Origin of the sequence: Sinorhizobium sp. B11 (assembly GCA_039725955.1) — a bacterium.
Lineage (GTDB): Bacteria > Pseudomonadota > Alphaproteobacteria > Rhizobiales > Rhizobiaceae > Rhizobium.
In genome coordinates this window covers 4,285,795-4,309,911 of record CP091034.1, presented here as the reverse complement: position 1 = coordinate 4,309,911, position 24,117 = coordinate 4,285,795, and the positions used below count along the sequence as shown (strand labels likewise).

General features: G+C 60.9%; 26 protein-coding genes. 22 read left to right on the top strand and 4 right to left on the bottom strand.

Annotation, left to right across the window (positions count from 1 at the left end):
* The 3 genes from LVY75_31305 to hemC all read right to left on the bottom strand — a co-directional run bounded on the left by LVY75_31305 (position 1) and on the right by hemC (position 2,986).
* Entirely contained in the window at positions 1-1,275 is a 1,275-nt protein-coding gene (locus LVY75_31305; protein ID XAZ23237.1) for a hypothetical protein, read from the bottom strand.
* 68 nt (positions 1,276-1,343) lie between these two features.
* Complete coding sequence (locus LVY75_31300) at positions 1,344-2,051, bottom strand: uroporphyrinogen-III synthase (protein XAZ23236.1); 708 nt, start codon at positions 2,049-2,051, stop codon at positions 1,344-1,346.
* Between the two features lie 5 nt (positions 2,052-2,056).
* A complete protein-coding gene (gene hemC / locus LVY75_31295) occupies positions 2,057-2,986 on the bottom strand; it encodes a hydroxymethylbilane synthase (GenBank protein XAZ23235.1) in 930 nt (309 codons plus the stop codon).
* Between the two features lie 72 nt (positions 2,987-3,058).
* On the opposite strand from hemC, the gene tsaD reads away from it, so the two are divergent.
* The 5 genes from tsaD to LVY75_31270 are packed head-to-tail and all read left to right on the top strand — an operon-like array spanning position 3,059 to position 6,530.
* Positions 3,059-4,156 (top strand): tRNA (adenosine(37)-N6)-threonylcarbamoyltransferase complex transferase subunit TsaD, encoded by a 1,098-nt coding sequence (tsaD, locus tag LVY75_31290; GenBank protein XAZ23234.1) that lies wholly within the window; start codon positions 3,059-3,061, stop codon positions 4,154-4,156.
* Positions 4,153-5,136 (top strand): NAD(P)-dependent glycerol-3-phosphate dehydrogenase, encoded by a 984-nt coding sequence (locus tag LVY75_31285; protein ID XAZ23233.1) that lies wholly within the window; start codon positions 4,153-4,155, stop codon positions 5,134-5,136. The genes tsaD and LVY75_31285 overlap by 4 nt, the downstream gene beginning before the upstream one ends.
* 9 nt (positions 5,137-5,145) lie before the next feature.
* Positions 5,146-5,439 (top strand): YciI family protein, encoded by a 294-nt coding sequence (locus LVY75_31280; GenBank protein ID XAZ23232.1) that lies wholly within the window; start codon positions 5,146-5,148, stop codon positions 5,437-5,439.
* A gap of 5 nt (positions 5,440-5,444) precedes the next feature.
* Positions 5,445-5,876 (top strand): EVE domain-containing protein, encoded by a 432-nt coding sequence (locus tag LVY75_31275; GenBank protein XAZ23231.1) that lies wholly within the window; start codon positions 5,445-5,447, stop codon positions 5,874-5,876.
* A gap of 6 nt (positions 5,877-5,882) precedes the next feature.
* The gene (locus LVY75_31270; protein XAZ23230.1) at positions 5,883-6,530 is read left to right on the top strand and encodes a methyltransferase; all 648 of its coding nucleotides are present in this window, start codon (positions 5,883-5,885) and stop codon (positions 6,528-6,530) included.
* Here the strand turns inward: LVY75_31270 and LVY75_31265 are convergent.
* The gene (locus tag LVY75_31265) at positions 6,527-7,021 is read right to left on the bottom strand and encodes a hypothetical protein (GenBank protein ID XAZ23229.1); all 495 of its coding nucleotides are present in this window, start codon (positions 7,019-7,021) and stop codon (positions 6,527-6,529) included. The two genes, LVY75_31270 and LVY75_31265, sit on opposite strands and share 4 nt — an antisense overlap.
* A gap of 302 nt (positions 7,022-7,323) precedes the next feature.
* On the opposite strand from LVY75_31265, the gene sdhC reads away from it, so the two are divergent.
* From sdhC to LVY75_31180, 17 genes are all read left to right on the top strand, one after another.
* On the top strand, positions 7,324-7,716 hold the full coding sequence (gene sdhC / locus LVY75_31260; GenBank protein ID XAZ23228.1) for a succinate dehydrogenase, cytochrome b556 subunit: 393 nt from the start codon (positions 7,324-7,326) through the stop codon (positions 7,714-7,716).
* Positions 7,717-7,727: 11 nt separating this feature from the next.
* Positions 7,728-8,108: a succinate dehydrogenase, hydrophobic membrane anchor protein gene (sdhD, locus tag LVY75_31255; GenBank protein ID XAZ23227.1), complete on the top strand. Its 381-nt coding sequence runs from the start codon at positions 7,728-7,730 to the stop codon at positions 8,106-8,108.
* 7 nt (positions 8,109-8,115) lie between these two features.
* The gene (gene sdhA, locus LVY75_31250; GenBank protein ID XAZ23226.1) at positions 8,116-9,957 is read left to right on the top strand and encodes a succinate dehydrogenase flavoprotein subunit; all 1,842 of its coding nucleotides are present in this window, start codon (positions 8,116-8,118) and stop codon (positions 9,955-9,957) included.
* Positions 9,958-9,972: 15 nt separating this feature from the next.
* Positions 9,973-10,752 (top strand): succinate dehydrogenase iron-sulfur subunit, encoded by a 780-nt coding sequence (locus tag LVY75_31245; GenBank protein XAZ23225.1) that lies wholly within the window; start codon positions 9,973-9,975, stop codon positions 10,750-10,752.
* Positions 10,749-11,573, top strand: a complete 825-nt coding sequence (locus tag LVY75_31240) for a nucleotidyltransferase domain-containing protein (protein ID XAZ23224.1) — start codon at positions 10,749-10,751, stop codon at positions 11,571-11,573. Before LVY75_31245 ends, LVY75_31240 begins: the two co-directional genes overlap by 4 nt.
* 137 nt (positions 11,574-11,710) lie before the next feature.
* Positions 11,711-12,217, top strand: coding sequence for an AprI/Inh family metalloprotease inhibitor (locus LVY75_31235; protein ID XAZ25869.1), 507 nt, complete (start codon positions 11,711-11,713; stop codon positions 12,215-12,217).
* A 48-nt stretch (positions 12,218-12,265) separates the two neighbouring features.
* A complete protein-coding gene (locus LVY75_31230) occupies positions 12,266-13,429 on the top strand; it encodes an AFG1 family ATPase (GenBank protein ID XAZ23223.1) in 1,164 nt (387 codons plus the stop codon).
* A 174-nt stretch (positions 13,430-13,603) separates the two neighbouring features.
* On the top strand, positions 13,604-14,566 hold the full coding sequence (mdh, locus tag LVY75_31225) for a malate dehydrogenase (protein ID XAZ23222.1): 963 nt from the start codon (positions 13,604-13,606) through the stop codon (positions 14,564-14,566).
* A 36-nt stretch (positions 14,567-14,602) separates the two neighbouring features.
* Positions 14,603-15,796, top strand: coding sequence for an ADP-forming succinate--CoA ligase subunit beta (gene sucC, locus LVY75_31220; protein ID XAZ23221.1), 1,194 nt, complete (start codon positions 14,603-14,605; stop codon positions 15,794-15,796).
* An 8-nt stretch (positions 15,797-15,804) separates the two neighbouring features.
* Complete coding sequence (locus LVY75_31215; protein XAZ23220.1) at positions 15,805-16,296, top strand: DUF1579 domain-containing protein; 492 nt, start codon at positions 15,805-15,807, stop codon at positions 16,294-16,296.
* 13 nt (positions 16,297-16,309) lie between these two features.
* A complete protein-coding gene (gene sucD, locus LVY75_31210; GenBank protein XAZ23219.1) occupies positions 16,310-17,212 on the top strand; it encodes a succinate--CoA ligase subunit alpha in 903 nt (300 codons plus the stop codon).
* A gap of 167 nt (positions 17,213-17,379) precedes the next feature.
* Positions 17,380-20,364: a 2-oxoglutarate dehydrogenase E1 component gene (locus LVY75_31205; protein XAZ23218.1), complete on the top strand. Its 2,985-nt coding sequence runs from the start codon at positions 17,380-17,382 to the stop codon at positions 20,362-20,364.
* Between the two features lie 19 nt (positions 20,365-20,383).
* On the top strand, positions 20,384-20,701 hold the full coding sequence (locus LVY75_31200) for a YciI family protein (GenBank protein XAZ23217.1): 318 nt from the start codon (positions 20,384-20,386) through the stop codon (positions 20,699-20,701).
* A gap of 31 nt (positions 20,702-20,732) precedes the next feature.
* The gene (odhB, locus tag LVY75_31195; GenBank protein ID XAZ23216.1) at positions 20,733-21,983 is read left to right on the top strand and encodes a 2-oxoglutarate dehydrogenase complex dihydrolipoyllysine-residue succinyltransferase; all 1,251 of its coding nucleotides are present in this window, start codon (positions 20,733-20,735) and stop codon (positions 21,981-21,983) included.
* A gap of 15 nt (positions 21,984-21,998) precedes the next feature.
* Positions 21,999-22,739, top strand: a complete 741-nt coding sequence (locus LVY75_31190) for a DUF4241 domain-containing protein (GenBank protein XAZ23215.1) — start codon at positions 21,999-22,001, stop codon at positions 22,737-22,739.
* Between the two features lie 14 nt (positions 22,740-22,753).
* On the top strand, positions 22,754-23,266 hold the full coding sequence (locus LVY75_31185; protein ID XAZ23214.1) for a hypothetical protein: 513 nt from the start codon (positions 22,754-22,756) through the stop codon (positions 23,264-23,266).
* Entirely contained in the window at positions 23,263-24,015 is a 753-nt protein-coding gene (locus tag LVY75_31180) for an SDR family oxidoreductase (GenBank protein XAZ23213.1), read from the top strand. Before LVY75_31185 ends, LVY75_31180 begins: the two co-directional genes overlap by 4 nt.
* Positions 24,016-24,117: the final 102 nt, after the last annotated feature.

Here is a 24,117-nt window from a genome sequence, read left to right as displayed (position 1 = left end):
TCATCCTTCCTTGCCGGTGCCGGAAACGGCCTTCGAGAGAGCGCCGCCAACGAGATCCTCGACGCGGATACGAGCTTCGAGCGACTGCTTGAAGGCGGCGGAAGCCTGCTTGGCAGCAGCAGGCAGGCTGTTCCATTCAGTAGCTGCACCGGGCAGATCGCCGTTCTTCACTTTGTCCTCCATACGCGCGGCGATCGCCTCAACGCTTTCGCCTTCGACATTTCCGACGGGGCGGACCGAAACCAGGGATTTGGCGCTCGACATCAGCCGGTCGGACCAGCTCTGGTTGGGATCGGGCTGGTTGACGGACTCGACGATTGCTGCGGCAACGTCGGGAACCTGACGGATGAGCTCGGCGCGGGAGGGCACGCCGGTTTCGGCAAAGCCGCGCAGATCGGTTGCAGCGGGATCGTCGGGTGCTACGCCGGCAAATGTATCAAGTTCGGCGATGAAGGGGCCGCCGCGGTCGATCGCGGCCTTCAGCGCTGCGGCTGCGATAGCCCGGGCGACGGCGACATCCTCGCGCGGTTCATTCAGCTTCTTTTCGGCTTCGGCAAGGCGGCTGGAAATATCGGCACCGTTGGAGGCCTGCTGTTCGGTGGTCTGCGTAAGGTTCGTCTTCAACTGCTCGATCTGAGCAGTCAGATCTGCAATCTTCTGGTTGAGCGCTTCAACACCGCCAGGCTCGGTCGCTGTGCCGGATGCCGGTGCCTGGGGAGCCGCTTCGAGAGCCGCGACGCGCTTTTCGAGAGCACTTGTATCGGCGGCCGGCGGCGGATTGGCGGCAAGGCTTGCGACCGATTGCTTGAGGCCTTCGATCTCGCCGGCGAGATCGGCCATATCGGCTGAATTCGTCTGCGAGGTTGAGGAACCCGGCAGATAACCGGCATATTGAATGGCTCCGGCGCCGAGCAGTGCGACAAGGCCGCCGAAAATGCCCGCGGCGATCAGACCCGATGTGACCGCTCCCTTCTGCGGCGGCGGCGGTTGCAGCGGTTCCGAGAGCGGGGGTTCCTTGGAGAAGGACCCATCCCGCGCGCCGGCGGCGCGTTCGCTTTCGTGTTCGGACAGCGGTTCACCCGCGGCTTCTGCAGCGGAAACGGCCTCGGCGACAGGCGCATCATCGATGGCTTGTGCGGCTTCTTCAGCAGGCTTTTCAGGATCAGTCGCCGAGGCGAAGTCCTGCGCGTCCAGGTCAATCGTGACCGGCTTGTCGGAGCTCTTCGAGTGGCGTGGCGGATTTCCCGATACCATGAGGTCCTCATTATCCTGCATTGCAACGAAACTAGACAGGGACGGCAGTTAAGGGAAGAGGTTAGATCAAATTTGGGCGGCTAAAGCCTTCAAAGCAGCGACAAAAGGCTTTTTTCATCCGGCATCGGCGAAATCTCCAAGGCTGTGCTCAAAAGAGATGGAACAGCTTCCGCTACAGTGTTGCTGAGACAAATGAGACGGATTTTCGGCAGCTGCAATAAAAGGGACTCTACCTGCGGGATCTGAAAGAAATTTGCGGCCGTTTGGCGGGAGTAGAAAAGAACAGCATCAGGAGGATTGCGCATGAGGAAGGTGGCGACCGTCCCGGGGTCGAGAGCGATAGATTCCATCCGATAACATTCGGCCACTGAGAACTGACGCCCCAGCTCGGTCAGCCGCGTCTCGAAGGCCTCGGCACGCGGAAGGCCGGCGAGATAGACAAGCCGGCCGATATTGTTTGCCGCGATCAACTCGGCCAGTTCGCGGCCGCTGCCGGACGATGTCGTGACGGAGCGGAATCCCAGCTTGCGGGCCTCCTCAGCCGTCGTCTCGCCGACGGCAAAGAGACGGCGCGAAAGGTGGGGTGTCAGCGCGTCATCCAGAGATTGTAACGTGCGCACCGCCTCCGCGCTCGTTATCGCTATCGCCCCAATGGTTGTGTCCAGAGCCTGACGAGCGGCTGCCGCGTCATGAATGGGACGGGTCAGCGGCAGCAATAGTGGCTCGTGGCCTAGCTCGCGTAAACGTTGAGCGGTTCGCTCGCCCGAATGTGCCGGACGGGTGACGAGCACGCGCATGCCGGCTAGCTCCAGTCCTCAAAGAAGCTGCTTCCTGCTCTTGCGCGGACATCCTGTCCGGCGCGGGTGCCGAGTGCAGCGGCATCGCGGCGATTGCCATCTATGGTGATCGCATGCTGATGGCGGCCGTCAGGGGTAATGATGAGACCCGAGAAGCGGATCTGATCACCCTCGCAGACGGCGTAACCGCCGATCGGCGTGCGACAGGAGCCATCGAGGGCGGCAAGGAATGCGCGTTCGCAGGAGACCGTGTCGAAGGTCGGCGGATCGTTGATCGGCGTCAGCAGTTCGTCGATCCTGTTGTCGTCGATACGGCTCTCGATACAGATCGCGCCCTGTGCGGGTGCCGGCGGGAAGCTATCGGGGTCGAGGATATCGGTGATCACCTCGACCTTGCCAAGACGCTTGAGGCCCGCAAGCGCCAGAAGCGTCGCGTCGACCTGACCTTCCTGCAGCTTGCGCAGGCGCGTGTCCACAAGGCCGCGGAAAGTGATGACGTTGATATCCGGCCGCATGCGGCGAATGAGCGCCTGACGGCGAAGCGAGGATGAGCCGACGGTTGCGCCATGGGGCAGGTCGATCAGCTTCGGAGCGGTGCGGCCGACAACCGCGTCGCGAATGTCTTCGCGCGGCAGATAGGCGGAGAGGTAGAGACCTTCTGGCAGGTTGGTCGGCATGTCCTTGCTCGAATGCACGGCAAAATCGAGATCGCCGGCCGCAAGCTGCTGCTCGAGCTCTTCCGTGAAAAGTCCTTTGCCGCCGATCTCGGCCAGCGAGCGGTCGGTGATACGGTCGCCCTTGGTCGTCAGAACGACGATTTCGAACATTTCCTCCGGCAGATTGTGGGCTGCCATCAGCCGATCGCGGGCTTCGTGCGCCTGTGCAAGCGCCAGCGGGCTGCCACGCGTGCCGATACGGAAAGGTTTTGTTTGCATCCGCTTTGTTCCGTTGTTACCGGAGTTCTCGTAAACAGGTTTAACCCCTATCGCAATCAACGAACAGATTTCATGGCTCCCTTTCTGCGCATCCTCGGCATCGAGACAAGCTGCGACGAGACCGCCGCTGCGGTCGTCGAGCGCGATGCCGAAGGCCGCTCCAATGTCCTGTCGGATGTCGTTCTTTCCCAGCTTGACGAGCATAGCGCCTATGGTGGCGTGGTGCCGGAGATTGCGGCCCGCGCCCATGTCGAGGCGCTGGACGACCTGATCGACGAAGCCCTGAAGCGCGCCAATGTGTCGCTCTCGGATGTCGACGCGATTGCCGCGACATCGGGGCCCGGCCTGATCGGGGGGCTGCTTGTCGGGCTGATGACCGGCAAGGCGATCGCCAAGGCGGCGGGCAAACCCCTTTATGCCGTCAACCACCTGGAAGGCCATGCGCTGACGGCGCGGCTGACGGATGGTCTTTCCTTTCCATATCTGATGCTGCTCGTTTCCGGCGGCCATACGCAGCTCATCCTCGTGCGGGGCATCGGCGAGTACGAGCGCTGGGGCACGACGATCGACGATGCGCTGGGCGAAGCTTTCGACAAGACGGCGAAATTGCTCGGCCTTCCCTATCCCGGCGGGCCGGCGGTGGAGAGGACGGCGCAGGGTGGCAATGCCGATCGCTTCAATTTCCCGCGGCCGCTCGTTGGCGAAGCGAGGCTCGATTTTTCCTTCTCGGGCCTGAAGACGGCCGTGCGCCAGGCGGCGACCGAGATCGCGCCACTGACGGACCAGGACGTCGCCGATATCTGCGCCTCCTTCCAGAAGGCGATTTCCCGCACGATGAAAGATCGCATCGGCCGCGGCCTGCAGCGATTCAAGGCGGAATTTCCGGACCTTCCCGAAAAGCCGGCGCTGGTGGTGGCCGGCGGCGTCGCAGCGAACCAGGAGATCCGCAGCACGCTTCAGGCGCTCTGCGACAAGAATGGCTTCCGTTTCATCGCGCCGCCTCTTCACCTCTGCACCGACAACGCCGTTATGATTGCCTGGGCCGGACTTGAGCGCATGGCGAAGGGCGTAGTGCCAGACGATCTCGATGTGCAGCCGCGCTCGCGGTGGCCGCTCGATTCCAAGGCCGGGACCGTGCTCGGATCCGGAAAGCGGGGAGCCAAGGCATGAGCGAACGGATCGCTGTGGTCGGATCGGGAGCTTTCGGTACGGCGCTTGCATCCGTCATCGCGCTCACAGGGCGCAATTCGGCAATTCTCGTCGGCCGCGATCCCGCGCTGATCGAAGATCTCAGGTCGCAACGGCTTCATGACGCTGTTCTGCCTGGCATCCCACTGCCGGAAACGCTGGAATTCTCCGCTGAGGCAGATGCGATCGCCGATGCGGGCATCGTCCTCTTTGCCATGCCGTCACAAGCGCAGGCGGATGCCACACGGCAATATGGTCCTTATCTGGCCAAGGATGCCGTCCTGGTCACCTGCGCAAAGGGCATCGAACGGCAAACAGGCGCGCTTTTGACTGACATGCTGGAGCGCGAATTGCCCGATCATCCGGTTGGCGTTCTCTCCGGCCCGGGCTTTGCCGCCGATATCGCCAAGGGGCTGCCGACCGCCATGGCCATCGCCGCGGCCGACATGCAGGTTGCCGAACGGCTGGCACAGGCGATCTCCGGCCGCACCTTCCGCCTCTATGCCTCGGCAGACCGCATCGGTGTGCAGCTTGGCGGTGCGTTGAAGAATGTACTGGCGATTGCCTGCGGTATTGTCGAAGGCGCCGGCATTGGCGATTCGGCGCGGGCGGCACTGATTGCCCGCGGGCTTGCCGAGATGTCACGCTTCATCGTCGCCAAAGGCGGCAATGCCGATACGGCGCGCGGGCTTTCCGGCCTCGGCGATCTGGTGCTGACGGCAACCAGCCATCAGTCGCGTAACCTGCGTTTCGGCATTGCGCTCGGACGCGGCGAAAAGGTCGATCCTTCGCATGGCGAGTTGGTGGAAGGGGCCTTTGCTGCCGCAGTTGCCGCACGACTTGCCGAGGAGCTCGGCGTCGAGATGCCGATTACCGACGCCGTTTCCGCAATCATAGACGGCAGGCTCGGCATTTCTGAAGCCATCGAACAATCGATGACACGTCCAATTACGACCGAATAGGAGACAGACATGCTTTTCGCCCTTCTCTGCAAGGACAAGCCCGGCCATCTCAATGTGCGCATGGAAACGCGCGCGACCCATCTCGATTATCTCAACAAGCTGAATGCCGAAGGCAAGCTTGCCATGGCTGGCCCGTTTCTCGATGCGGAGGGCAAGCCGAATGGCAGCCTCGTGATCGTCCATGCCGAAACGGCTGATGATGCCACGGCGCTCGGCGCTGCCGACCCCTATGCACTGGCCGGCCTTTTCGAAAGCGTCGAGGTAAAGCCCTTCAACTGGGTCTTCAACAAGCCGGAGGCTTGAGGGCGATGGCGCACTGGCTTTACAAATCCGAGCCCGCGGCCTGGTCCTGGGAGCAGCAGAAGGCGGCCGGCGAGAAGGGCACAGAATGGACCGGTGTGCGCAACTACCTTGCGCGGAACAACATGCGGGCCATGCAGATCGGCGACAAGGGTTTCTTCTACCATTCCAATGACGGGCTGGAGATCGTCGGTATCGTCGAAGTCTGCGCCCTCTCGCATCCGGATTCGACAGCGAAGGGCGACGATCGCTGGGATTGCGTCGATATCCGCGCTGTCATGGACGTGCCGAAGCCGGTGACGCTGAAGGACATCAAGGCAAACGAGAAACTGTCCAAGATGTCGCTGGTCACCTCGATGCGGCTTTCCGTGCAACCGGTGACCGACGACGAATGGGCCGAGGTCTGCCGCATGGGCGGTTTCGACAACCCGCCGCGCTGAGCAGCTTTGAAAACCGATCCGGAAACCTTCATCCGCGCCAATACCAGCCTGCTTGCGCCGCCGCATGTGCCGGAAATCCAGCTTTATCTGGCCAGCGAAGCCCATGAGCTCTGGCTGAAGACGGAAGAGGAGCTGGAGGCGATCGGCCTGCCCCCGCCTTTCTGGGCCTTTGCCTGGGCGGGTGGTCAGGGGCTGGCGCGCTACGTTCTCGATCACCCCGAAACGGTCAAAGGAAAGCGCATATTGGATTTCGCGAGCGGTTCCGGATTGGTGGGAATTGCCGCAAGCAAGGCTGGCGCGGCCAAGGTGACGGCCGCCGATATCGATCCGTGGTCACAGACGGCGGTGCAGCTGAATGCGGCCGCCAATTCGGTCTCGCTGGACTTCAACGAGACCGATCTGATTGGTCAGAACGTCGATGCTGATGTGGTTCTCGCAGGCGACGTTTTCTACGACAAATCCTTCGCCAGTGCGCTGGTGCCTTGGTTCGAGACGCTCGCGGCCGAGGGCAAGGACGTGCTGGTCGGCGATCCCGGGCGCACCTATTTGCCAAAGGATAGGCTGGAATTCTGCGCCGTCTATGAAGTGCCCGTCACCCGGGCGCTTGAAGACAGCGAGGTCAAGAAGACGACTGTCTGGCGGTTCAGACCTTAGGGTCTGATGACGCAGACATTGGCTTCATAAGAGCAGGGATCGTCGGCAATTCCGACATCGATCACCTTGGCCTTCGGGGCAAGGTTGCGCTCCGGCCCGGCCAGACGATAGTACCCGTCGCCGCCGACATAGGTCCCGCCATCCGCCTGATAGGCATAGGACGATCCGGCGTAGACGCCGTTGCTCCCGTAATTCTGATCATAGTTCTGGGGCTGGGGTGCGATGACGACGATGTTGTTGCGGCCGTAACGGTTTGTCCCCGGATAGTTGAACTGCCTGAGAAAAGGGGTGCGCGGGCGATAGCGGATGACGTTGTCGCGTGTGAAATGCAGGCCACTGTCCCAGTGAGTGCGCCTGCCGAGGAAGACGCCGTCGTTAAAACCGTTGTGGCGCGGAAAGCGATGATCGAAGTGGCGCTCTCCAGCTGCGGCTGGCAGTGCTGCCAGCACCGCGATAAGAGCAAGGGCAGTCTTGGGCAGACTGGGAAACATGGACCAAACTCCGAAACGCTAACAAATCGTTAACGCCAGATTGCGCCAAAAGGCCGATGTTGTCCACGCAGGCGTGCAGTCAGGTTAAAAATAGAGCGAAAGAGACGAGTTTCGCGGCCGTGAAAACTTCCCGGTAACGCGAATCGATTAAATTAAAAGCAGGCAGCAATTATGCTTGTCGTCAGGGGTTTCGGTGATTAAACGTCGAGATTGATGCAACGCACACAGAATTTTGTCATTCGTGTGGTTGACTGAGAATGCCCCTGACATCAAGGGCAAAGAGAAGACGCCGCGAGGTTCTGATGGCGAATGTGACAAACCGGCCCCTGTCGCCGCATCTGCAAATTTACAAGCCAATCCCCACAATGGTCATGTCGATCGTTCACCGTATCACCGGTGGCGCTCTCTATTTCGGCACGCTGCTGATTGCCTGGTGGCTGATCGCGGCCGCCACCGGCCAGGCCTATTACGACTGGGCCAACTGGGTGCTTGGCAGCATTATCGGCAAGCTTGTCCTGCTCGGTTACACCTGGGCATTGATCCACCACCTGCTCGGCGGCTTCCGCCACTTCATGTGGGACCTTGGACATGGCTTCGAGAAGGAATTCTCGACCAAGCTCGCAATCGCCAATATCATCGGATCGCTCTGTCTGACCGTGCTGGTCTGGGTGATCGGCTTCATCATTCGCTTCTGAAGGTCGCACTCATGGATATGCGCACTCCTCTGGGCAAGGTTCGCGGCCTCGGCTCCGCCAAGGAAGGCACCGATCATTTCTGGCGCCAGCGCCTGACGGCCGTCGCCAATGTGCCCCTCATCATCTTCTTCGCCATCTTCATGATCGTCTATGCCGGCGCGCCTTATGCCGACGTGGTTCGAGCGCTGTCGAACCCGTTCGTCGCCGTCATCATGGGCCTGATGGTCATCTCCGGCACTATCCACATGAAGCTCGGCATGCAGGTCATCATCGAGGACTACGTTCACGGCGAGATCGGCAAGTTGCTGCTGCTGATGCTGAATACGTTCTTTGCGGTGCTGATCGCAGGCCTCTGTCTCTTCGCCATTCTGAAAATCGCATTCGTAGGATAACCGTATCATGGCAACGTCTTCACCCGCTCAGAATGGGAAGGCCTACACCTATGTCGACCATTCCTATGACGTAATCGTCGTCGGCGCCGGCGGCGCTGGCCTGCGCGCCACGCTCGGCATGGCCGAACAGGGCTTTCGCACGGCCTGCATCACCAAGGTATTCCCGACCCGCTCGCATACGGTTGCCGCCCAGGGCGGCATTGCCGCCTCGCTGCAAAACATGACGCCCGATAGCTGGCAGTGGCATCTCTACGATACCGTCAAGGGTTCCGACTGGCTCGGCGACGTCGATGCCATGCAGTATCTGACCATGGAAGCGCCGAAGGCGGTCTATGAGCTCGAGCATTACGGCGTGCCTTTCTCGCGTAACGAGGAAGGCAAGATCTACCAGCGCCCGTTCGGCGGTCACATGCAGAATTTCGGCGAAGGCCCGCCGGTACAGCGCACCTGCGCCGTTGCCGACCGTACCGGCCATGCCATCCTTCATACGCTCTACGGCCAGTCGCTGCGCAACAATGCCGAGTTCTTCGTCGAATACTTTGCGCTTGACCTGATCATGTCCGACGACGGCAGCCGTTGCACCGGCGTTGTCGCCTGGTGTCTCGACGACGGCACGATCCATCGCTTCGCCGCCAAGATGGTGGTGCTGGCGACCGGCGGTTACGGCCGTGCCTATTTCTCGGCAACCTCTGCCCATACGTGCACCGGTGACGGCGGCGGTATGATCGCGCGTGCGGGCCTGCCGCTGCAGGACATGGAATTCGTGCAGTTCCACCCGACCGGCATCTACGGCTCAGGCTGTCTGATCACCGAAGGCGCTCGTGGCGAGGGCGGCTACCTCGTCAACTCCGAAGGCGAGCGCTTCATGGAGCGTTATGCGCCGTCGGCCAAGGACCTCGCCTCGCGCGATGTCGTTTCGCGCTGCATGACGCTGGAAATCCGTGAAGGCCGCGGTGTCGGCAAGAACAAGGACCACATCTTCCTGCATCTCGACCATCTCGATCCGGCCGTACTGCACGAGCGCTTGCCGGGTATTTCCGAGAGCGCCAAGATCTTCGCCGGCGTCGATGTGACCCGCGAACCGATTCCGGTTCTGCCGACCGTTCACTACAATATGGGCGGTATTCCCACGAACTATTGGGGTGAGGTGTTGAACGCCGACAGTTCCAACCCGGAACGCATTATCCCCGGCCTGATGGCCGTCGGTGAAGCCGGCTGCGCCTCGGTTCACGGCGCAAACCGTCTTGGCTCCAACTCGCTGATCGACCTCGTGGTCTTCGGCCGTGCTGCGGCGATCCGTGCCGGCGAGATCATTGATCGCGACGCACCGGTGCCGGCGCTGAACAAGGCTGCCTGCGACAAGATCATGGACCGTTTCGACGGCCTGCGTTACGCCAGTGGCGGCACGCCGACGGCGGTGCTGCGCGAGAAGATGCAGCGCGCCATGCAGGAAGACGCAGCCGTGTTCCGCACCCAGGAATCGCTGGAATCCGGCTGCCGCCGTCTTTCGGAAATCTGGGGCGAACTCAAGGATATCAAGGTCACCGACCGCTCGATGATCTGGAATTCCGACCTCGTCGAGACGCTGGAACTGCAGAACCTGATGGCAAACGCCATCACGACGATCTATGGCGCCGAAGCCCGCAAGGAAAGCCGCGGTTCGCACGCCCGCGAAGACTACACGTCAGGTCCGTTCGCAGGCCGCGACGACGTCAACTGGCGCAAGCACACGCTGGCCTGGGTGAACGAGGCGGGCGACGTGAAGCTCGACTACCGGCCTGTCCACACCGACCTCATCGCAGACGGCATCGATCCCCACAAGATCGAGCCGAAGGCCCGCGTATACTGATCAGAGGAACCTGACATGGTTGAACTCGCTCTCCCTAAAAACTCTCAGATGCGCGAAGGCAAGGTGTGGCCGAAGCCGGCGGGTGCCAAGAACACCCGCGAGTTCCGCGTCTATCGCTGGAGCCCGGATGACGGCCAGAACCCGTCGATCGACACATTCTACATCGATGTCGATGATTGCGGACCGATGGTTCTCGATGCGCTTCTTTACATCAAGAACAAGATCGATCCGACGCTGACGCTGCGCCGTTCCTGTCGTGAAGGCATCTGCGGATCCTGCGCGATGAACATCGACGGCACGAACACGCTCGCCTGCACCAAGGGGATGGACGACATCAAGGGCACGGTGAAGATCTACCCGCTGCCGCATATGCCTGTCGTCAAGGATCTGGTTCCCGATCTCAGCAATTTCTATGCCCAGCATCGTTCGATCGAGCCTTGGCTGAAGACGGTTTCGCCGACGCCAGCCAAGGAATGGAAGCAGAGCCACGAAGACCGTCAGAAGCTCGACGGCCTCTATGAGTGCATTCTCTGCGCCTGCTGCTCGACCTCCTGTCCGAGCTACTGGTGGAACGGCGACCGTTATCTCGGACCGGCCGTCCTGCTCCAGGCCTATCGCTGGCTGATCGACTCCAGAGACGAAGCGACCGGCGAACGCCTCGACAATCTCGAGGATCCGTTCCGCCTTTATCGTTGCCACACGATCATGAACTGCGCGCAGACCTGCCCGAAGGGTCTGAACCCGGCCAAGGCGATCGCCGAAATCAAGAAGATGATGGTCGAGCGTCGCGTGTGAGTGCTGACGCTTCAGCCGGCATCGAAGGTTTTGATTCCGAGGCGGTCGCCGAAATCCGTTCGCGGCTTGCCTCTGTCAAACAACAGGGTATCCGCATCGGTTTTGCGATCGAAAGCGGAAGCCGTGCCTGGGGCTTTCCCTCACCCGACAGCGATTATGATTGCCGTTTCGTCTATGTCCGTCCGGTCGCCGACCATATCGGACTGATCTCGCATCGAGATGTGATCGAGTTTCCGATCGTGGGTGATATCGACACTGGCGGTTGGGATCTGCGCAAGGCGCTGCTGCTCGCCCTCAAAGGCAATGCCGTTGTCGTCGAATGGGTAAAATCGCCAATCGCCTATGAAGAGGAGCCCGGATTTCGCAGCCGTCTTTCCAACGTGCTTGACGAGATCATGTTGCCGCCGAAGGTCGCACTGCACTATGTCGGTCTGCTGCGCAGTCACTGGCAGACGCATGGGGGCGGTCCGATAAAGCTCAAGAAGCTGCTTTATGCGATCCGTCCGGCAATTGCGCTCGAATGGATGCACTCGAATGGCTTTCAGAAGCTGCCGCCGATGAACATGATGCAATGTCTGGCCGCAGTCACCATCGATGAGGACTTGCGCAAAGCGATTCATGAATTGGTGATCGTCAAAGGCCGGACGCGCGAGATGGGCGAGGGCCTGCCGCCCAAGCGCATCCAATCCTTTCTCGCGGCATCAATTGAGCGTTATCAGGACCTCGCCGAGCAAATCAAACTTGATCAGGGAGCGGACGCCCGGGCACAACACCTTGCTGACATATTTTACCAGCAAGAAGTCCGGCGAGCGGTTGGTTGAATTGTGCCGGCTTCGCCATAGGTGTCTCGAAGGCTGATTTGTATTGTGCTGACTTGATTAACCAAAGTGAAATACGGTAATTCGAACCCAGAATTGAAATATCTCTGCGGTTGAGGCGGACATTCGGGAGCTTGATGATGCAGTTGCGATATGTGGTGACGGGTCTAACGGCCGCTCTGGCCTTGGCGGGATGCCAGCGCACCTCATATGATTACAGCAGTAACAGTGCGCCTCCGCCGCTGACGGCGCAGCCGGTACCTTCCGTACAGGGTGGCCAGCTGCCTCCTCCGGCCGGGCAGTTTCCTGCCGCCCCGACCTCGACGGCGCCGATGGCGGGTGTCCAGCCGGGTGGTGCTGCACCAGCGACTTCGCTTGATGTCACCAAGGAATCGATGGTCGGCAGCTGGCGTGTCAACGGCACCTGCGACATGTTCCTGACGCTCACCAATCTCGGCAGCGGATCGCGCGGCGGTACGCGCGGTTGCGTCGGCGAGTTGACAGCCATGGGCTCCTGGGAAGTGTCCGGCAAGCAGGTTCTGCTCAAGGACCGCAGCGGCAACCAGATCGGTTCCGTCTACAAGGTTGCCGACAACAGCTTCAATGGCCAGACCTCGACCGGGCAGCCGATCACCCTCAGCCGGTAAGTCAGTCCGGCGGGGTTCCGCCGGTTACGCATAGGCGGACAAGCCCTCATGCAGCCAATGCCAGACTATTCGCTCAGCGTCACCGAGCAGCTCAAATCGCTGACCGCATCGGGGACGTTGCAGGTTGATTCTGCCCAGATGGATGTGGCCAAGTGCCTCGACCGGATACTTGCCGCTCTCAAGCAGAAGCGGCCTGCGGCCAAGAGCAGCGCACTCGGTTGGTTATTCGCATCCAAGAAGAAGGCGGAGGCCGGCATCAAGGGCCTCTATATCCATGGCAGCGTCGGGCGCGGCAAGACGATGCTCATGGACATGTTCTTCCAGATGGCGCCATGCCGGAAAAAGCGGCGCGCGCATTTTCATGAGTTCATGGCCGATGTGCACAATCGCATCGCCGCCCATCGGCAGAAGCTGAAGAACGGCGAAACGAAGCAGGCCGATCCTATGCCGCCTGTCGCCGCCGCTCTTTTCGAGGAAGCGGAGCTGCTCTGCTTCGACGAATTCACCGTCACCGATATCGCCGATGCGATGATCCTGTCGCGGCTGTTTTCCGAGCTCTTTGCGCGCGGCTGCGTGCTGGTGGCGACCTCGAATGTCGAGCCTGACAATCTCTACAAGGATGGCCTCAATCGCGGCCTCTTCCTGCCCTTCATCGATCTCCTGAAGAAGCATGTCGAGATCGTCACGCTCGATTCGCCGACCGATTACCGGATGGAGAAGCTGAACAGCCAGCCGGTCTATCTCGTGCCGATCGATGAGCGCACCGACATGGCGATGGATGCGTCGTGGACGCAGGCGCTGCACGGCCGCAAGGCCTTGCCGACGCAGATCGCTATGAAGGGACGAGCGATCGATGTGCCGCTCGCCGTCGATCGCATGGCGCGCTTCTCCTTCTCGGATCTCTGCGAAAAACCGCTGGGCGCTGCCGATTTCCTGGCCATCGCCGAACGCTTCGATACGATCTTCCTTGATCACATTCCCTTGCTCGGCCCTGAAAAGCGGAACCAGATCAAGCGCTTCATCATTCTGATCGATACGTTCTACGATCACGGCGTCCGCCTTTGCGTTTCCGCTGCCGCCATGCCTGAAGATCTGCTCGCCGAAAGGCGCGGAACCGAAGGTTTTGAATTCGATCGCACGGTGTCTCGTCTTTTCGAAATGAGAAGCGCCGAATATCTCGCAGCGCATCATCAACAGCGGGCTGCCGAGTAACACTTTGGTGACAATTGATCTTACGTTTACGTAAGAATTTTGATATCTAAACGATTGAAATTGCTGCACCAAAAATAATGCATTGCCATTTTTTGGCTTTAGGTCTATGCGATTGCGACATTGGGCGATGCCCGCGCGTCGCCCGACGGATTTTGATCGCAAAGGAAAAGCGAAATGGCGCGTAACAAGATCGCACTCATCGGTTCTGGCATGATTGGTGGCACGCTGGCGCATCTCGCCGGCCTGAAGGAGCTGGGCGATATCGTTCTCTTCGACATTGCCGACGGCATTCCCCAGGGCAAGGGTCTCGATATCGCACAGTCCTCCCCGGTCGAAGGCTTCGACGCCAACCTGACCGGCGCCAGCGACTATTCCGCCATCGAAGGCGCTGACGTCTGCATCGTCACTGCCGGTGTTCCGCGCAAGCCGGGCATGAGCCGCGACGACCTTCTCGGCATCAACCTCAAGGTCATGGAGCAGGTCGGCGCCGGCATCAAGAAGTATGCCCCGAATGCTTTCGTCATCTGCATCACCAACCCGCTCGACGCCATGGTCTGGGCGCTGCAGAAGTTCTCCGGCCTTCCGGCGAACAAGGTTGTCGGCATGGCCGGCGTTCTCGACTCCTCGCGCTTCCGTCTTTTCCTCGCCAAGGAATTCAACGTTTCCGTCCAGGACGTCACGGCCTTCGTTCTTGGCGGCCACGGCGACACGATGGTGCCGCTTGCCCGTTATTCGACCGTCGGCGGCATTCCGCTGACCGATCTCGTGACGATGGGCTGGGTCACCAAGGAACGCCTCGAAGAAATCATCCAGCGCACTCGTGACGGCGGCGCCGAAATCGTCGGCCTCTTGAAGACTGGTTCGGCCTATTACGCTCCGGCTGCTTCTGCGATCGAAATGGCTGAATCCTACCTCAAGGACAAGAAGCGCGTTCTGCCCTGCGCTGCTCACCTGACCGGCCAGTACGGCGTCAAGGACATGTATGTCGGCGTTCCCACCGTTATCGGTGCCGGTGGCGTCGAGCGCATCATCGAGATCGACCTCAACAAGACCGAGAAGGAAGCCTTCGACAAGTCCGTCGGCGCTGTCGCCGGTCTTTGCGAAGCCTGCATCAACATCGCGCCCGCTCTCAAGTAATCGGTGCGCTGACGTTATCGAAATAGGGATAAACCCATGAACATTCATGAATATCAGGCCAAGGCTCTGCTGAAGGGCTATGGCGCGCCGGTCGCGCAGGGTGTGGCTATCCTCAAGGTTGAAGAAGCCGAGGCTGCCGCCAAGTCGCTTCCCGGTCCGCTTTATGTGGTCAAGAGCCAGATCCATGCGGGCGGCCGCGGCAAGGGCAAGTTCAAGGAACTCGGCCCGGATGCCAAGGGCGGCGTTCGTCTCGCCAAGTCGATCGACGAAGTCGTTGCTCATGCCAAGGAAATGCTCGGCAATACGCTGGTGACCGCACAGACCGGTGAAGCCGGCAAGCAGGTCAACCGCCTCTATATCGAAGATGGCGCCGACATTGCCCGCGAACTCTATTGCTCGCTCCTGGTCGACCGCTCGGTCGGCAAGGTGGCCTTCGTCGTGTCGACCGAAGGCGGCATGGACATCGAAGCTGTCGCCCACGACACGCCTGAGAAGATCCACACGATTGCGATCGATCCGGAAGCAGGCGTTACGGCTGCCGACGTTGCCGCGATCTCGAAGGCGCTGCAGCTCGATGGCGCGGCCGCAGAAGATGCCAAGACGCTCTTCCCGGCGCTCTACAAGGCGTTCGGCGAAAAGGACATGGCCCTGCTCGAGGTCAATCCGCTGATCGTCATGAAGGACGGCCATCTGCGCGTCCTCGATGCCAAGATGTCCTTCGATGGTAACGCGCTGTTCCGTCACGACGACGTCAAGACGCTGCGCGACGAGACGGAAGAAGACGCCAAGGAAATCGAGGCCTCCAAGTGGGATCTCGCTTACGTGGCGCTCGACGGCAATATCGGCTGCATGGTCAACGGTGCTGGCCTTGCCATGGCGACGATGGACATCATCAAGCTCTACGGCAAGGAGCCGGCGAACTTCTGCGACGTCGGCGGTGGTGCCGGCAAGGAGAAGGTTGCTGCGGCCTTCAAGATCATCACGGCAGACCCCAAGGTCGAAGGCATTCTCGTCAACATCTTCGGCGGCATCATGAAGTGCGATGTAATTGCCGAGGGCGTCATTGCCGCAGTCAAGGAAGTCGGTCTCAAGGTTCCGCTCGTCGTGCGCCTCGAAGGCACCAATGTCGAGCTCGGCAAGAAGATCCTGAACGAGTCGGGTCTGGCCATTACGGCTGCCGACGATCTGGATGACGCGGCCAAGAAGATCGTCGCTGCGATCAACGGTTGAGAACGGTCATGGCTTCCCAGTCCACGCCCAGTGCTGCTCATTTCCGCCTGGAGGCCTTTGCCGGCCTCTGGGAAGGGGAAGAGCATGTCGCGGCTTCGGCCTGGACGAAGGAAGGCAAGGCCAGCGCTTCGCTCTCTGGCGAGGCGCTATTCGGCGGCTTCTTCGTCGAGCAGTCCTACCGCCAGATGCGTGACGGAGAAATTTCCTTCGAAGCCCGCAATGTTTTTGGCTTCGACGGTTCGGACCAGAGCTACAAGCTCTACCAGTTCGACAGCGTCGGTTTTGCTCCGCCCTCACCGGCTTCCGGCGCGTGGAATGGCAATGAACTGGTGCTGATGAAGGCTTCGCCGCGCGGCAGACAGCGCACCGTATTCACATTTGAAAATGAAGACTGCTACCGGATGGGCGTCAGCTTTTCGCCTGCAGGCAGCGATACTTGGCAGGAGGTCGTCAGCGGCACCTATCGTCGCGCGTCCCTCACGTCTTCCAACCTCTCCTAAACAAAGGCCTCGCATGTCCATTCTCGTCAACAAAGACACCAAGGTTCTGGTTCAGGGCCTCACCGGCAAGACCGGCACGTTCCACACCGAACAGGCGCTCGCTTACTACGGCACGCAGATGGTCGGTGGTATTCACCCGAAGAAGGGTGGCGAAACCTGGACCGGCTCCAAGGGCGAAAGCCTGCCGATCTTCGCAACTGTTGCCGAGGGCAAGGAAAAGACCGGCGCCAACGCGTCCGTCATCTATGTTCCGCCGGCAGGTGCCGCCGATGCGATCATCGAAGCGATCGACGCCGAGATCCCGTTCATCACCTGCATCACCGAAGGCATCCCGGTCATGGACATGGTTCGCGTCAAGGCCCGCCTCGACCGTTCCAAGTCGCGTCTGCTCGGACCGAACTGCCCGGGCATCCTGACGCCGGAAGAATGCAAGATCGGCATCATGCCGGGCTCGATCTTCCGCAAGGGTTCCGTTGGTATCGTTTCCCGCTCGGGAACGCTGACCTACGAAGCAGTCTTCCAGACCTCCAATGAAGGTCTCGGCCAGACGACGGCTGTCGGCATCGGCGGCGACCCGGTCAAGGGCACCGAATTCATCGACGTGCTCGAAATGTTCCTGGCAGACGAAGCCACGACCTCGATCATCATGATCGGCGAAATCGGCGGTTCGGCCGAAGAAGACGCGGCACAGTTCCTCAAGGACGAAGCCAAGAAGGGCCGCAAGAAGCCGATGGCCGGCTTCATCGCAGGCCGTACCGCGCCGAAGGGCCGCACCATGGGCCATGCCGGCGCTGTGGTTTCCGGCGGCAAGGGCGACGCGGAATCGAAGATCGCGGCAATGGCATCGGCAGGCATCAAGGTGTCGCCATCTCCGGCTCGCCTCGGCAAGACGCTGGTTGAAGTCCTCAAGGGCTAATCCAACTTATATACCCCGGGCGGAGGGACGGCATCCCGGCCTCCGCCCGGCTCTTCATTTCAAAGCGGATGCGCCGCGGACAGGCGGCAATCGGAATGCGGCAGCCGGCGATGAAGCCGGCAAATTCATCTAAGTCAGGAGGCGGGCGGAAGCGTCCGCGTAACACCATGGCACGGCAAGAAGCCAACGAGCAATTTCAGATCACCTCGTTTTTGGATGGCGCCAACGCTGCCTATATCGAGCAGCTCTACGCCCGTTATGAAGACGATCCCAACTCGGTAGACGACCAGTGGCGGTCTTTCTTCAAGGCGCTTGAAGAAGACCCCGCTGATGTGAAGAAGGCGGCCAAGGGCGCTTCCTGGCGCAAGAAGAACTGGCCGCTGCAGGCAAGCGGCGATCTGGTCTCGGCGCTGGATGGCGACTGGGGCATCGTCGAAAAGGTCATCGAGACCAAGGTCAAGGCGAAGGCCGAAGCCGCTGGCCAGCCGGCAAATGCCGCCGATGTGCTGCAGGCGACGCGCGATTCCGTCCGCGCCATCATGATGATCCGCGCCTATCGCATGCGTGGCCACCTGCATGCCAAGCTTGATCCGCTCGGCATCGCCGCCCCGGTAGATGATTATCACGAGCTTGCGCCTGAAAATTACGGTTTCACGGCTGCAGACTACGATCGCAAGATCTTTATCGACAACGTGCTCGGTCTCGAATACGCGACCATTCGCGAGATGATCGAGATTCTCGAGCGCACCTATTGCTCGACGCTCGGCGTCGAATTCATGCATATCTCCAATCCGGAAGAAAAGGCATGGATTCAGGAACGTATCGAAGGTCCGGATAAGGGCGTTGCCTTCTCGGCCGAAGGCAAGAAGGCGATCCTCGCCAAGCTCGTTGAAGCCGAAGGCTACGAACAGTTCCTCGATGTCAAGTTCAAGGGCACCAAGCGCTTCGGCCTCGACGGCGGTGAATCGCTGATCCCGGCGCTCGAACAGATCCTGAAGCGCGGCGGCCACCTCGGCCTCAAGGAAGCCGTCTTCGGCATGGCCCATCGCGGTCGCCTGAACGTGCTCTCCCAGGTCATGGGCAAGCCGCACCGCGCGATTTTCCACGAATTCAAGGGCGGTTCCTACGCGCCGGACGAAGTCGAAGGTTCTGGCGACGTGAAGTACCATCTCGGCGCTTCCTCCGACCGCGAATTCGATGGCAACAAGGTGCACGTCTCACTGACGGCAAATCCGTCGCATCTCGAAATCGTCGACCCTGTCGTCATGGGCAAGGCCCGCGCCAAGCAGGACATGAGCGCTACGGTATGGGACGGCGACATCATCCCGCTGTCCGAGCGCGCCAAGGTTTTGCCGCTCCTGATTCACGGCGACGCGGCCTTTGCCGGCCAGGGTGTCATTGCTGAAATCCTCGGTCTTTCCGGGCTTCGCGGCCACCGCGTTGCCGGTACGATGCACGTCATCATCAACAACCAGATCGGCTTCACGACGAACCCGGCCTTCTCGCGCTCGTCGCCCTATCCGTCCGACGTTGCCAAGATGATCGAGGCGCCGATCCTGCACGTCAACGGCGACGATCCGGAAGCCGTCGTCTACGCAGCCAAGATCGCGACCGAATTCCGCATGAAGTTCCACAAGCCTGTGGTGCTCGACTTGTTCTGCTATCGCCGCTACGGCCACAACGAAGGCGATGAGCCGTCGTTCACGCAGCCGAAGATGTACAAGGTCATTCGCGGCCATAAGACGGTTCTGCAGCTCTATGCTGATCGCCTCGTCCGCGAAGGCCTGCTTACGGACGGCGAAGTCGAAAAGATGAAGGCCGACTGGCGCGCGCATCTCGAGCAGGAATTCGAGGCCGGCCAGCACTACAAGCCGAACAAGGCCGACTGGCTGGACGGCGAGTGGTCGGGCCTGCGCACGGCAGACAATGCCGACGAACAGCGCCGCGGCAAGACCGCCGTGCCGATGAAAACGCTCAAGGATATCGGCCGCAAGCTGTCGGAAATTCCTGATGGCTTCAACGCGCACCGCACGATCCAGCGCTTCATGGAAAACCGCGCCAACATGATCCAGAGCGGCGAAGGCCTCGACTGGGCGATGGCGGAAGCGCTTTCCTTCGGTTCGCTCGTCGTCGAGGGCCACAAGATCCGCCTCTCCGGTCAGGATTGCGAACGCGGTACCTTCTCGCAGCGCCATTCGGTTCTCTACGATCAGGAAACCGAAGAACGCTACATCCCGCTCGCAAACCTGTCGCCGACGCAGGCCCGTTACGAAGTCATCAACTCGATGCTTTCGGAAGAAGCCGTTCTCGGCTTCGAATACGGCTATTCGCTCGCTCGTCCGAATGCGCTGACACTCTGGGAAGCCCAGTTCGGCGACTTCGCCAACGGTGCGCAGGTCGTGTTCGACCAGTTCATCTCGTCCGGCGAACGCAAGTGGCTGCGCATGTCGGGCCTCGTCTGCCTGCTGCCCCACGGCTATGAAGGCCAGGGTCCGGAACACTCTTCCGCCCGTCTGGAGCGCTATCTGCAGCTTTGCGCCGAAGACAACATGCAGGTCGCCAACGTCACGACGCCGGCGAACTACTTCCACATCCTGCGCCGGCAGCTGAAGCGCGACTTCCGCAAGCCGCTGATCCTGATGACGCCGAAGTCGCTGCTGCGCCACAAGCGCGCGGTCTCGACGCTTGCCGAAATGGCCGGTGAATCCTCCTTCCACCGTCTCCTGTGGGACGATGCCGAGGTCATCAAGGACGGCCCGATCAAGCTGCAGAAGGATGCCAAGATCCGTCGCGTCGTCATCTGCACCGGCAAGGTCTATTACGACCTTCTGGAAGAGCGTGAAAAGCGCGGCATCGACGACATCTACCTGCTGCGCATCGAACAGCTCTATCCGTTCCCGGCCAAGGCGCTCATCAACGAGCTGTCCCGCTTCCGGAACGCGGAAATGGTCTGGTGCCAGGAAGAGCCGAAGAACATGGGCGCCTGGTCGTTCATCGACCCGTATCTGGAATGGGTTCTTGCTCATATCGATGCGAAGTATCAGCGCGTTCGCTACACCGGCCGCCCGGCCGCCGCTTCGCCGGCAACGGGCCTGATGTCCAAGCACCTGTCGCAGCTCGCAGCATTCCTCGAGGATGCGCTGGGCGGCTAACAAAAAAGGGGGAAGCGCGATGGCATATTTCTTCATGAAACTTGTGCCGCCGCGCTCCACGTTCCCGCACGACGGGACCGGGGAGGAGATGGCGGCGATGAAGCGCCATGCCGAATATTGGCACCAGAACGCTCTTGCGGGATCGGCGATTGCCGTCGGCCCCGTCTTCGCGGGCGAAGGGGCATTCGGCATCGCGGTCGTCGAGGCTGCGGACCAGGTGGCGGCACAGGCGCTTGCCGATGCCGACCCGATCGTCTCTTCCGGCCTCGGTTTCCGTTTCGATGTCTCGCCAATGCCCTCAATCATTCTCCGGCCGCAAACCGGGACCGCTATCTAACACGATAACAAGCACAATCAGGATTTGAACAATGGCCACAGAAATCCGCGTTCCAACACTCGGTGAATCCGTCAGCGAGGCAACCGTCGGCACCTGGTTCAAGAAGGTCGGCGACGCCGTCAAGGCTGACGAGCCCATTCTCGAGCTTGAAACCGACAAGGTGACCATCGAAGTTCCGGCGCCGGCATCCGGCACGCTCTCGGAAATCGTCGCCCAGGCTGGCGAGACGGTTGGTCTCGGCGCGCTTCTCGGCCAGATCGCCGAAGGTGCGGCTGCCGCCGCTGCGCCTGCTGCCGCCGCCCCGGCTGCAGCACCTGCGGCTCCGGCCCCGACGCCGGCTGCTCCGGCAGCAACTGCCGCTGCGCCCGCCGCGTCGGTATCGTCCATGCCGCCGGCTCCGGCTGCGGCAAAGATGCTCGCAGAAAACAATCTGTCGGCCGAGCAGGTCGATGGCAGCGGCAAGCGCGGTCAGGTTCTGAAGGGTGATGTCATCGCTGCCGTCGCCAAGGCTGCCGCCGCTCCTGCCGCTGCTGCTCCGGCGGCACCCGTTGCCGCGCGCGGCCCGTCGACGGTCGAAGATGCTGCCCGCGAAGAGCGCGTGAAGATGACGCGCCTGCGCCAGACGATCGCCAAGCGCCTGAAGGATGCACAGAACACGGCTGCCATGCTCACCACCTATAACGAGGTGGACATGAAGGCCGTCATGGACCTGCGCAACAAGTACAAGGATGTCTTCGAGAAGAAGCACGGCGTGAAGCTCGGCTTCATGGGCTTCTTCACCAAGGCCGTCACGCATGCCCTGAAGGAACTGCCGGCCGTCAACGCCGAAATCGACGGCACCGACATCATCTACAAGAACTACTGCCACGTCGGCATGGCTGTCGGCACGGACAAGGGCCTCGTCGTCCCGGTCATCCGCGACGCCGACCAGATGTCGATTGCCGAAGTCGAGAAGGAACTTGGCCGTCTCGCCAAGGCAGCTCGTGACGGTTCGCTCTCGATGGCTGAAATGCAGGGCGGCACCTTCACCATCACCAATGGTGGCGTTTACGGTTCGCTGATGTCCTCGCCGATCCTCAATGCACCGCAGTCGGGCATTCTCGGCATGCACAAGATCCAGGAACGTCCGGTCGCCATCGGCGGTCAGGTCGTCATCCGCCCGATGATGTATCTGGCGCTCTCCTACGATCACCGCATCGTTGACGGCAAGGAAGCCGTGACCTTCCTCGTGCGCGTCAAGGAAAGCCTGGAAGATCCGGAACGTCTGGTTCTGGACCTCTAAGCGGAGCGATCTGCCATGCGAGACCGGATCATGCGAGCGGCAGGCGCAGCATTCTGTGCCATGGTTGCCTTCATGCCGGTCTCGGCTCTCGCTTTCGACGTGAACAAGGCGAGCAGCAATTTCGACCTCGTGTCGCTTAGCGATGCGGAGCTTTCCGCACGCTCTCTCAAGACGGTTGATATGGGCAATGTCGAGCTCATGTCCGGCCATATCGTCGCCGCTGATCCGCTGGCGCAGCCGGACCGGCCACCCTTCGCAAGAACGGTTCCTGCAGGCGACTATCCGGTGCGGCTCTATGAGGCCTTCGGGCGTGTTGCCGCCGCCAGCATGCGTTTCGGCGAAGGCAAGCCCGATCATTGGGAGCTTGCGACCGTTCCGGGGCAGGATATCGCGACGCTCAAGGATGACGAGATCTTCGGCTACCCCGTCGATGCAGGCCTCGGCAGCTACATGGATGCTGATACGCTCGACCTGATCGGGGAGCGCGAGCAGCAGGTGCAGACCCAGAAGCCCGATTCTGACGCGAATTACTATAACGACGTGCTCGCCCCGGAGCTTGACGCCAACAAGGGTGTCTATGCCCTGCACCGGCCAGTGACCGGCAAGAAGGGCAATGTCGCGATCTTCTGGAGCGGCTCGGGCGACGGCTTCTATCCGGTGTTCTGGGGCATGGACAAGGAAGAGCATCCACTGGTGCTGCTGACGGATTTCCAGGTCATCGAAAACGCCGACGGGCGCAGAAAGCCGAACTTATAATGAGTGGGGAGCACATGGCGACGAAACAGAAAGGTCTGGCAGGGATCCTCATCGCCGCACTGTCCTGCGCGCCGGTTTCCGCCACCGCTGCCGAGTGCAAGCAGGCCAGCGCGATCTATGGAGATCGTGATGGTGCCTATGAACTGCGCTTTTCGCCGATTACCTCCGAGGCCATGACCTCGACCCATCAGTTCAAGCTCAGCGCCTTGAAGAGCCCGGTCGTCATGAATGGCTATGTCATGTCCTCCGACGATCCGGAGCGGACCATGGGCATGGTGATGTTCAACTGCCCGGATGGCGATGTCACCGGTGCCGATCTCGATGCCTGTATGGTCTGGCAGGGCTTCGTTTATCGCGCAAGCGCCAATGGCGGGCTCGATAACCTGCAGCCCGGCGACAGCCCGGCTGCGGAGAAGATCGTCTTTCCCGGCCTTGGCCCGGCGATACGCCAGTCTTCGGCCTGGGGTGACGGCAAGGCAAAGGTCGCGCCGTGGGATGTTCTCGATTTCAAGGGATGTGCACAATGACTGATGGTCCCGTTCTGCTCGTGACCGGCGGCAGCCGCGGCATTGGTGCTGCCGCTTGCCTGGTTGCTGCGCGCCATGGCTGGCGTGTTGCGGTGAACTACGCCTCGAACGAGGCTGCGGCAAATGCCGTCGTTTCCGAAATCAAGAAGGCCGGCGGCGACGCGATCGCGATCAGGGGTGATGTCGGCAATGCCGCCGATATCGTCTCGATGTTCGAGGCGGTCGACAAGCATTTTGGGCGACTGGACGGGCTGGTGAACAATGCCGGCATCGTCGACTACACCGCGCGTGTCGATGAAATGTCGGCCGATCGTCTCGAACGGATGATGCGGATCAATGTAACCGGCTCCATCCTTTGTGCCGGTGAGGCGGTGAGGCGCATGTCCTCCAGGCATGGCGGGCAGGGCGGCGTGATCGTCAATATCTCCTCGATGGCGGCTGTCATTGGCGGGTCCACACAGTATGTCGACTATGCCGCCTCCAAGGCAGCCATCGACACCTTCACGATCGGGCTCTCCAGGGAAGTCGCGGCCGAAGGCATCAGAGTGAATGCGATCCGCCCCGGCATCATCGAGACGGATATCCATGCCTCCGGCGGGCAGCCGGACAGGCCCAAAGAAATGGCTTCATCGATCCCGATGAAGCGAGCCGGAGAGGCGGAAGAGGTGGCCGATGCAATCGTCTACCTGCTGTCGCCGTCGGCATCCTACATAACAGGCGCGATCCTCAATGTGAGCGGCGGGCGCTAAAGCACGTCGCGCAAAAGTGCGCAGCGGTTTTGCGGTAACGACATGCGACAACAAGAACTTAAAGCGCGGCAAGCGAATCTGAAGGATCGCGACACGCTTTAA

Bases quoted from the DNA above. Each gene is read 5' to 3' on its own strand.
- sucD (XAZ23219.1), top strand. From the start codon at position 16,310: ATGTCCATTCTCGTCAACAAAGACACCAAGGTTCTGGTTCAGGGCCTC.
- LVY75_31245 (XAZ23225.1), top strand. From the start codon at position 9,973: ATGGTTGAACTCGCTCTCCCTAAAAACTCTCAGATGCGCGAAGGCAAG.
- LVY75_31235 (XAZ25869.1), top strand. From the start codon at position 11,711: ATGCAGTTGCGATATGTGGTGACGGGTCTAACGGCCGCTCTGGCCTTG.
- LVY75_31285 (XAZ23233.1), top strand. From the start codon at position 4,153: ATGAGCGAACGGATCGCTGTGGTCGGATCGGGAGCTTTCGGTACGGCG.
- LVY75_31180 (XAZ23213.1), top strand. From the start codon at position 23,263: ATGACTGATGGTCCCGTTCTGCTCGTGACCGGCGGCAGCCGCGGCATT.
- LVY75_31280 (XAZ23232.1), top strand. From the start codon at position 5,146: ATGCTTTTCGCCCTTCTCTGCAAGGACAAGCCCGGCCATCTCAATGTG.
- sdhC (XAZ23228.1), top strand. From the start codon at position 7,324: ATGGCGAATGTGACAAACCGGCCCCTGTCGCCGCATCTGCAAATTTAC.
- LVY75_31275 (XAZ23231.1), top strand. From the start codon at position 5,445: ATGGCGCACTGGCTTTACAAATCCGAGCCCGCGGCCTGGTCCTGGGAG.
- sdhD (XAZ23227.1), top strand. From the start codon at position 7,728: ATGGATATGCGCACTCCTCTGGGCAAGGTTCGCGGCCTCGGCTCCGCC.
- sucC (XAZ23221.1), top strand. From the start codon at position 14,603: ATGAACATTCATGAATATCAGGCCAAGGCTCTGCTGAAGGGCTATGGC.
- sdhA (XAZ23226.1), top strand. From the start codon at position 8,116: ATGGCAACGTCTTCACCCGCTCAGAATGGGAAGGCCTACACCTATGTC.
- tsaD (XAZ23234.1), top strand. From the start codon at position 3,059: ATGGCTCCCTTTCTGCGCATCCTCGGCATCGAGACAAGCTGCGACGAG.
- LVY75_31305 (XAZ23237.1), bottom strand. From the start codon at position 1,275: ATGCAGGATAATGAGGACCTCATGGTATCGGGAAATCCGCCACGCCAC.
- LVY75_31300 (XAZ23236.1), bottom strand. From the start codon at position 2,051: ATGCGCGTGCTCGTCACCCGTCCGGCACATTCGGGCGAGCGAACCGCT.
- LVY75_31205 (XAZ23218.1), top strand. From the start codon at position 17,380: ATGGCACGGCAAGAAGCCAACGAGCAATTTCAGATCACCTCGTTTTTG.
- LVY75_31190 (XAZ23215.1), top strand. From the start codon at position 21,999: ATGCGAGACCGGATCATGCGAGCGGCAGGCGCAGCATTCTGTGCCATG.
- LVY75_31230 (XAZ23223.1), top strand. From the start codon at position 12,266: ATGCAGCCAATGCCAGACTATTCGCTCAGCGTCACCGAGCAGCTCAAA.
- LVY75_31185 (XAZ23214.1), top strand. From the start codon at position 22,754: ATGGCGACGAAACAGAAAGGTCTGGCAGGGATCCTCATCGCCGCACTG.
- LVY75_31215 (XAZ23220.1), top strand. From the start codon at position 15,805: ATGGCTTCCCAGTCCACGCCCAGTGCTGCTCATTTCCGCCTGGAGGCC.
- hemC (XAZ23235.1), bottom strand. From the start codon at position 2,986: ATGCAAACAAAACCTTTCCGTATCGGCACGCGTGGCAGCCCGCTGGCG.
- LVY75_31265 (XAZ23229.1), bottom strand. From the start codon at position 7,021: ATGTTTCCCAGTCTGCCCAAGACTGCCCTTGCTCTTATCGCGGTGCTG.
- mdh (XAZ23222.1), top strand. From the start codon at position 13,604: ATGGCGCGTAACAAGATCGCACTCATCGGTTCTGGCATGATTGGTGGC.
- LVY75_31200 (XAZ23217.1), top strand. From the start codon at position 20,384: ATGGCATATTTCTTCATGAAACTTGTGCCGCCGCGCTCCACGTTCCCG.
- odhB (XAZ23216.1), top strand. From the start codon at position 20,733: ATGGCCACAGAAATCCGCGTTCCAACACTCGGTGAATCCGTCAGCGAG.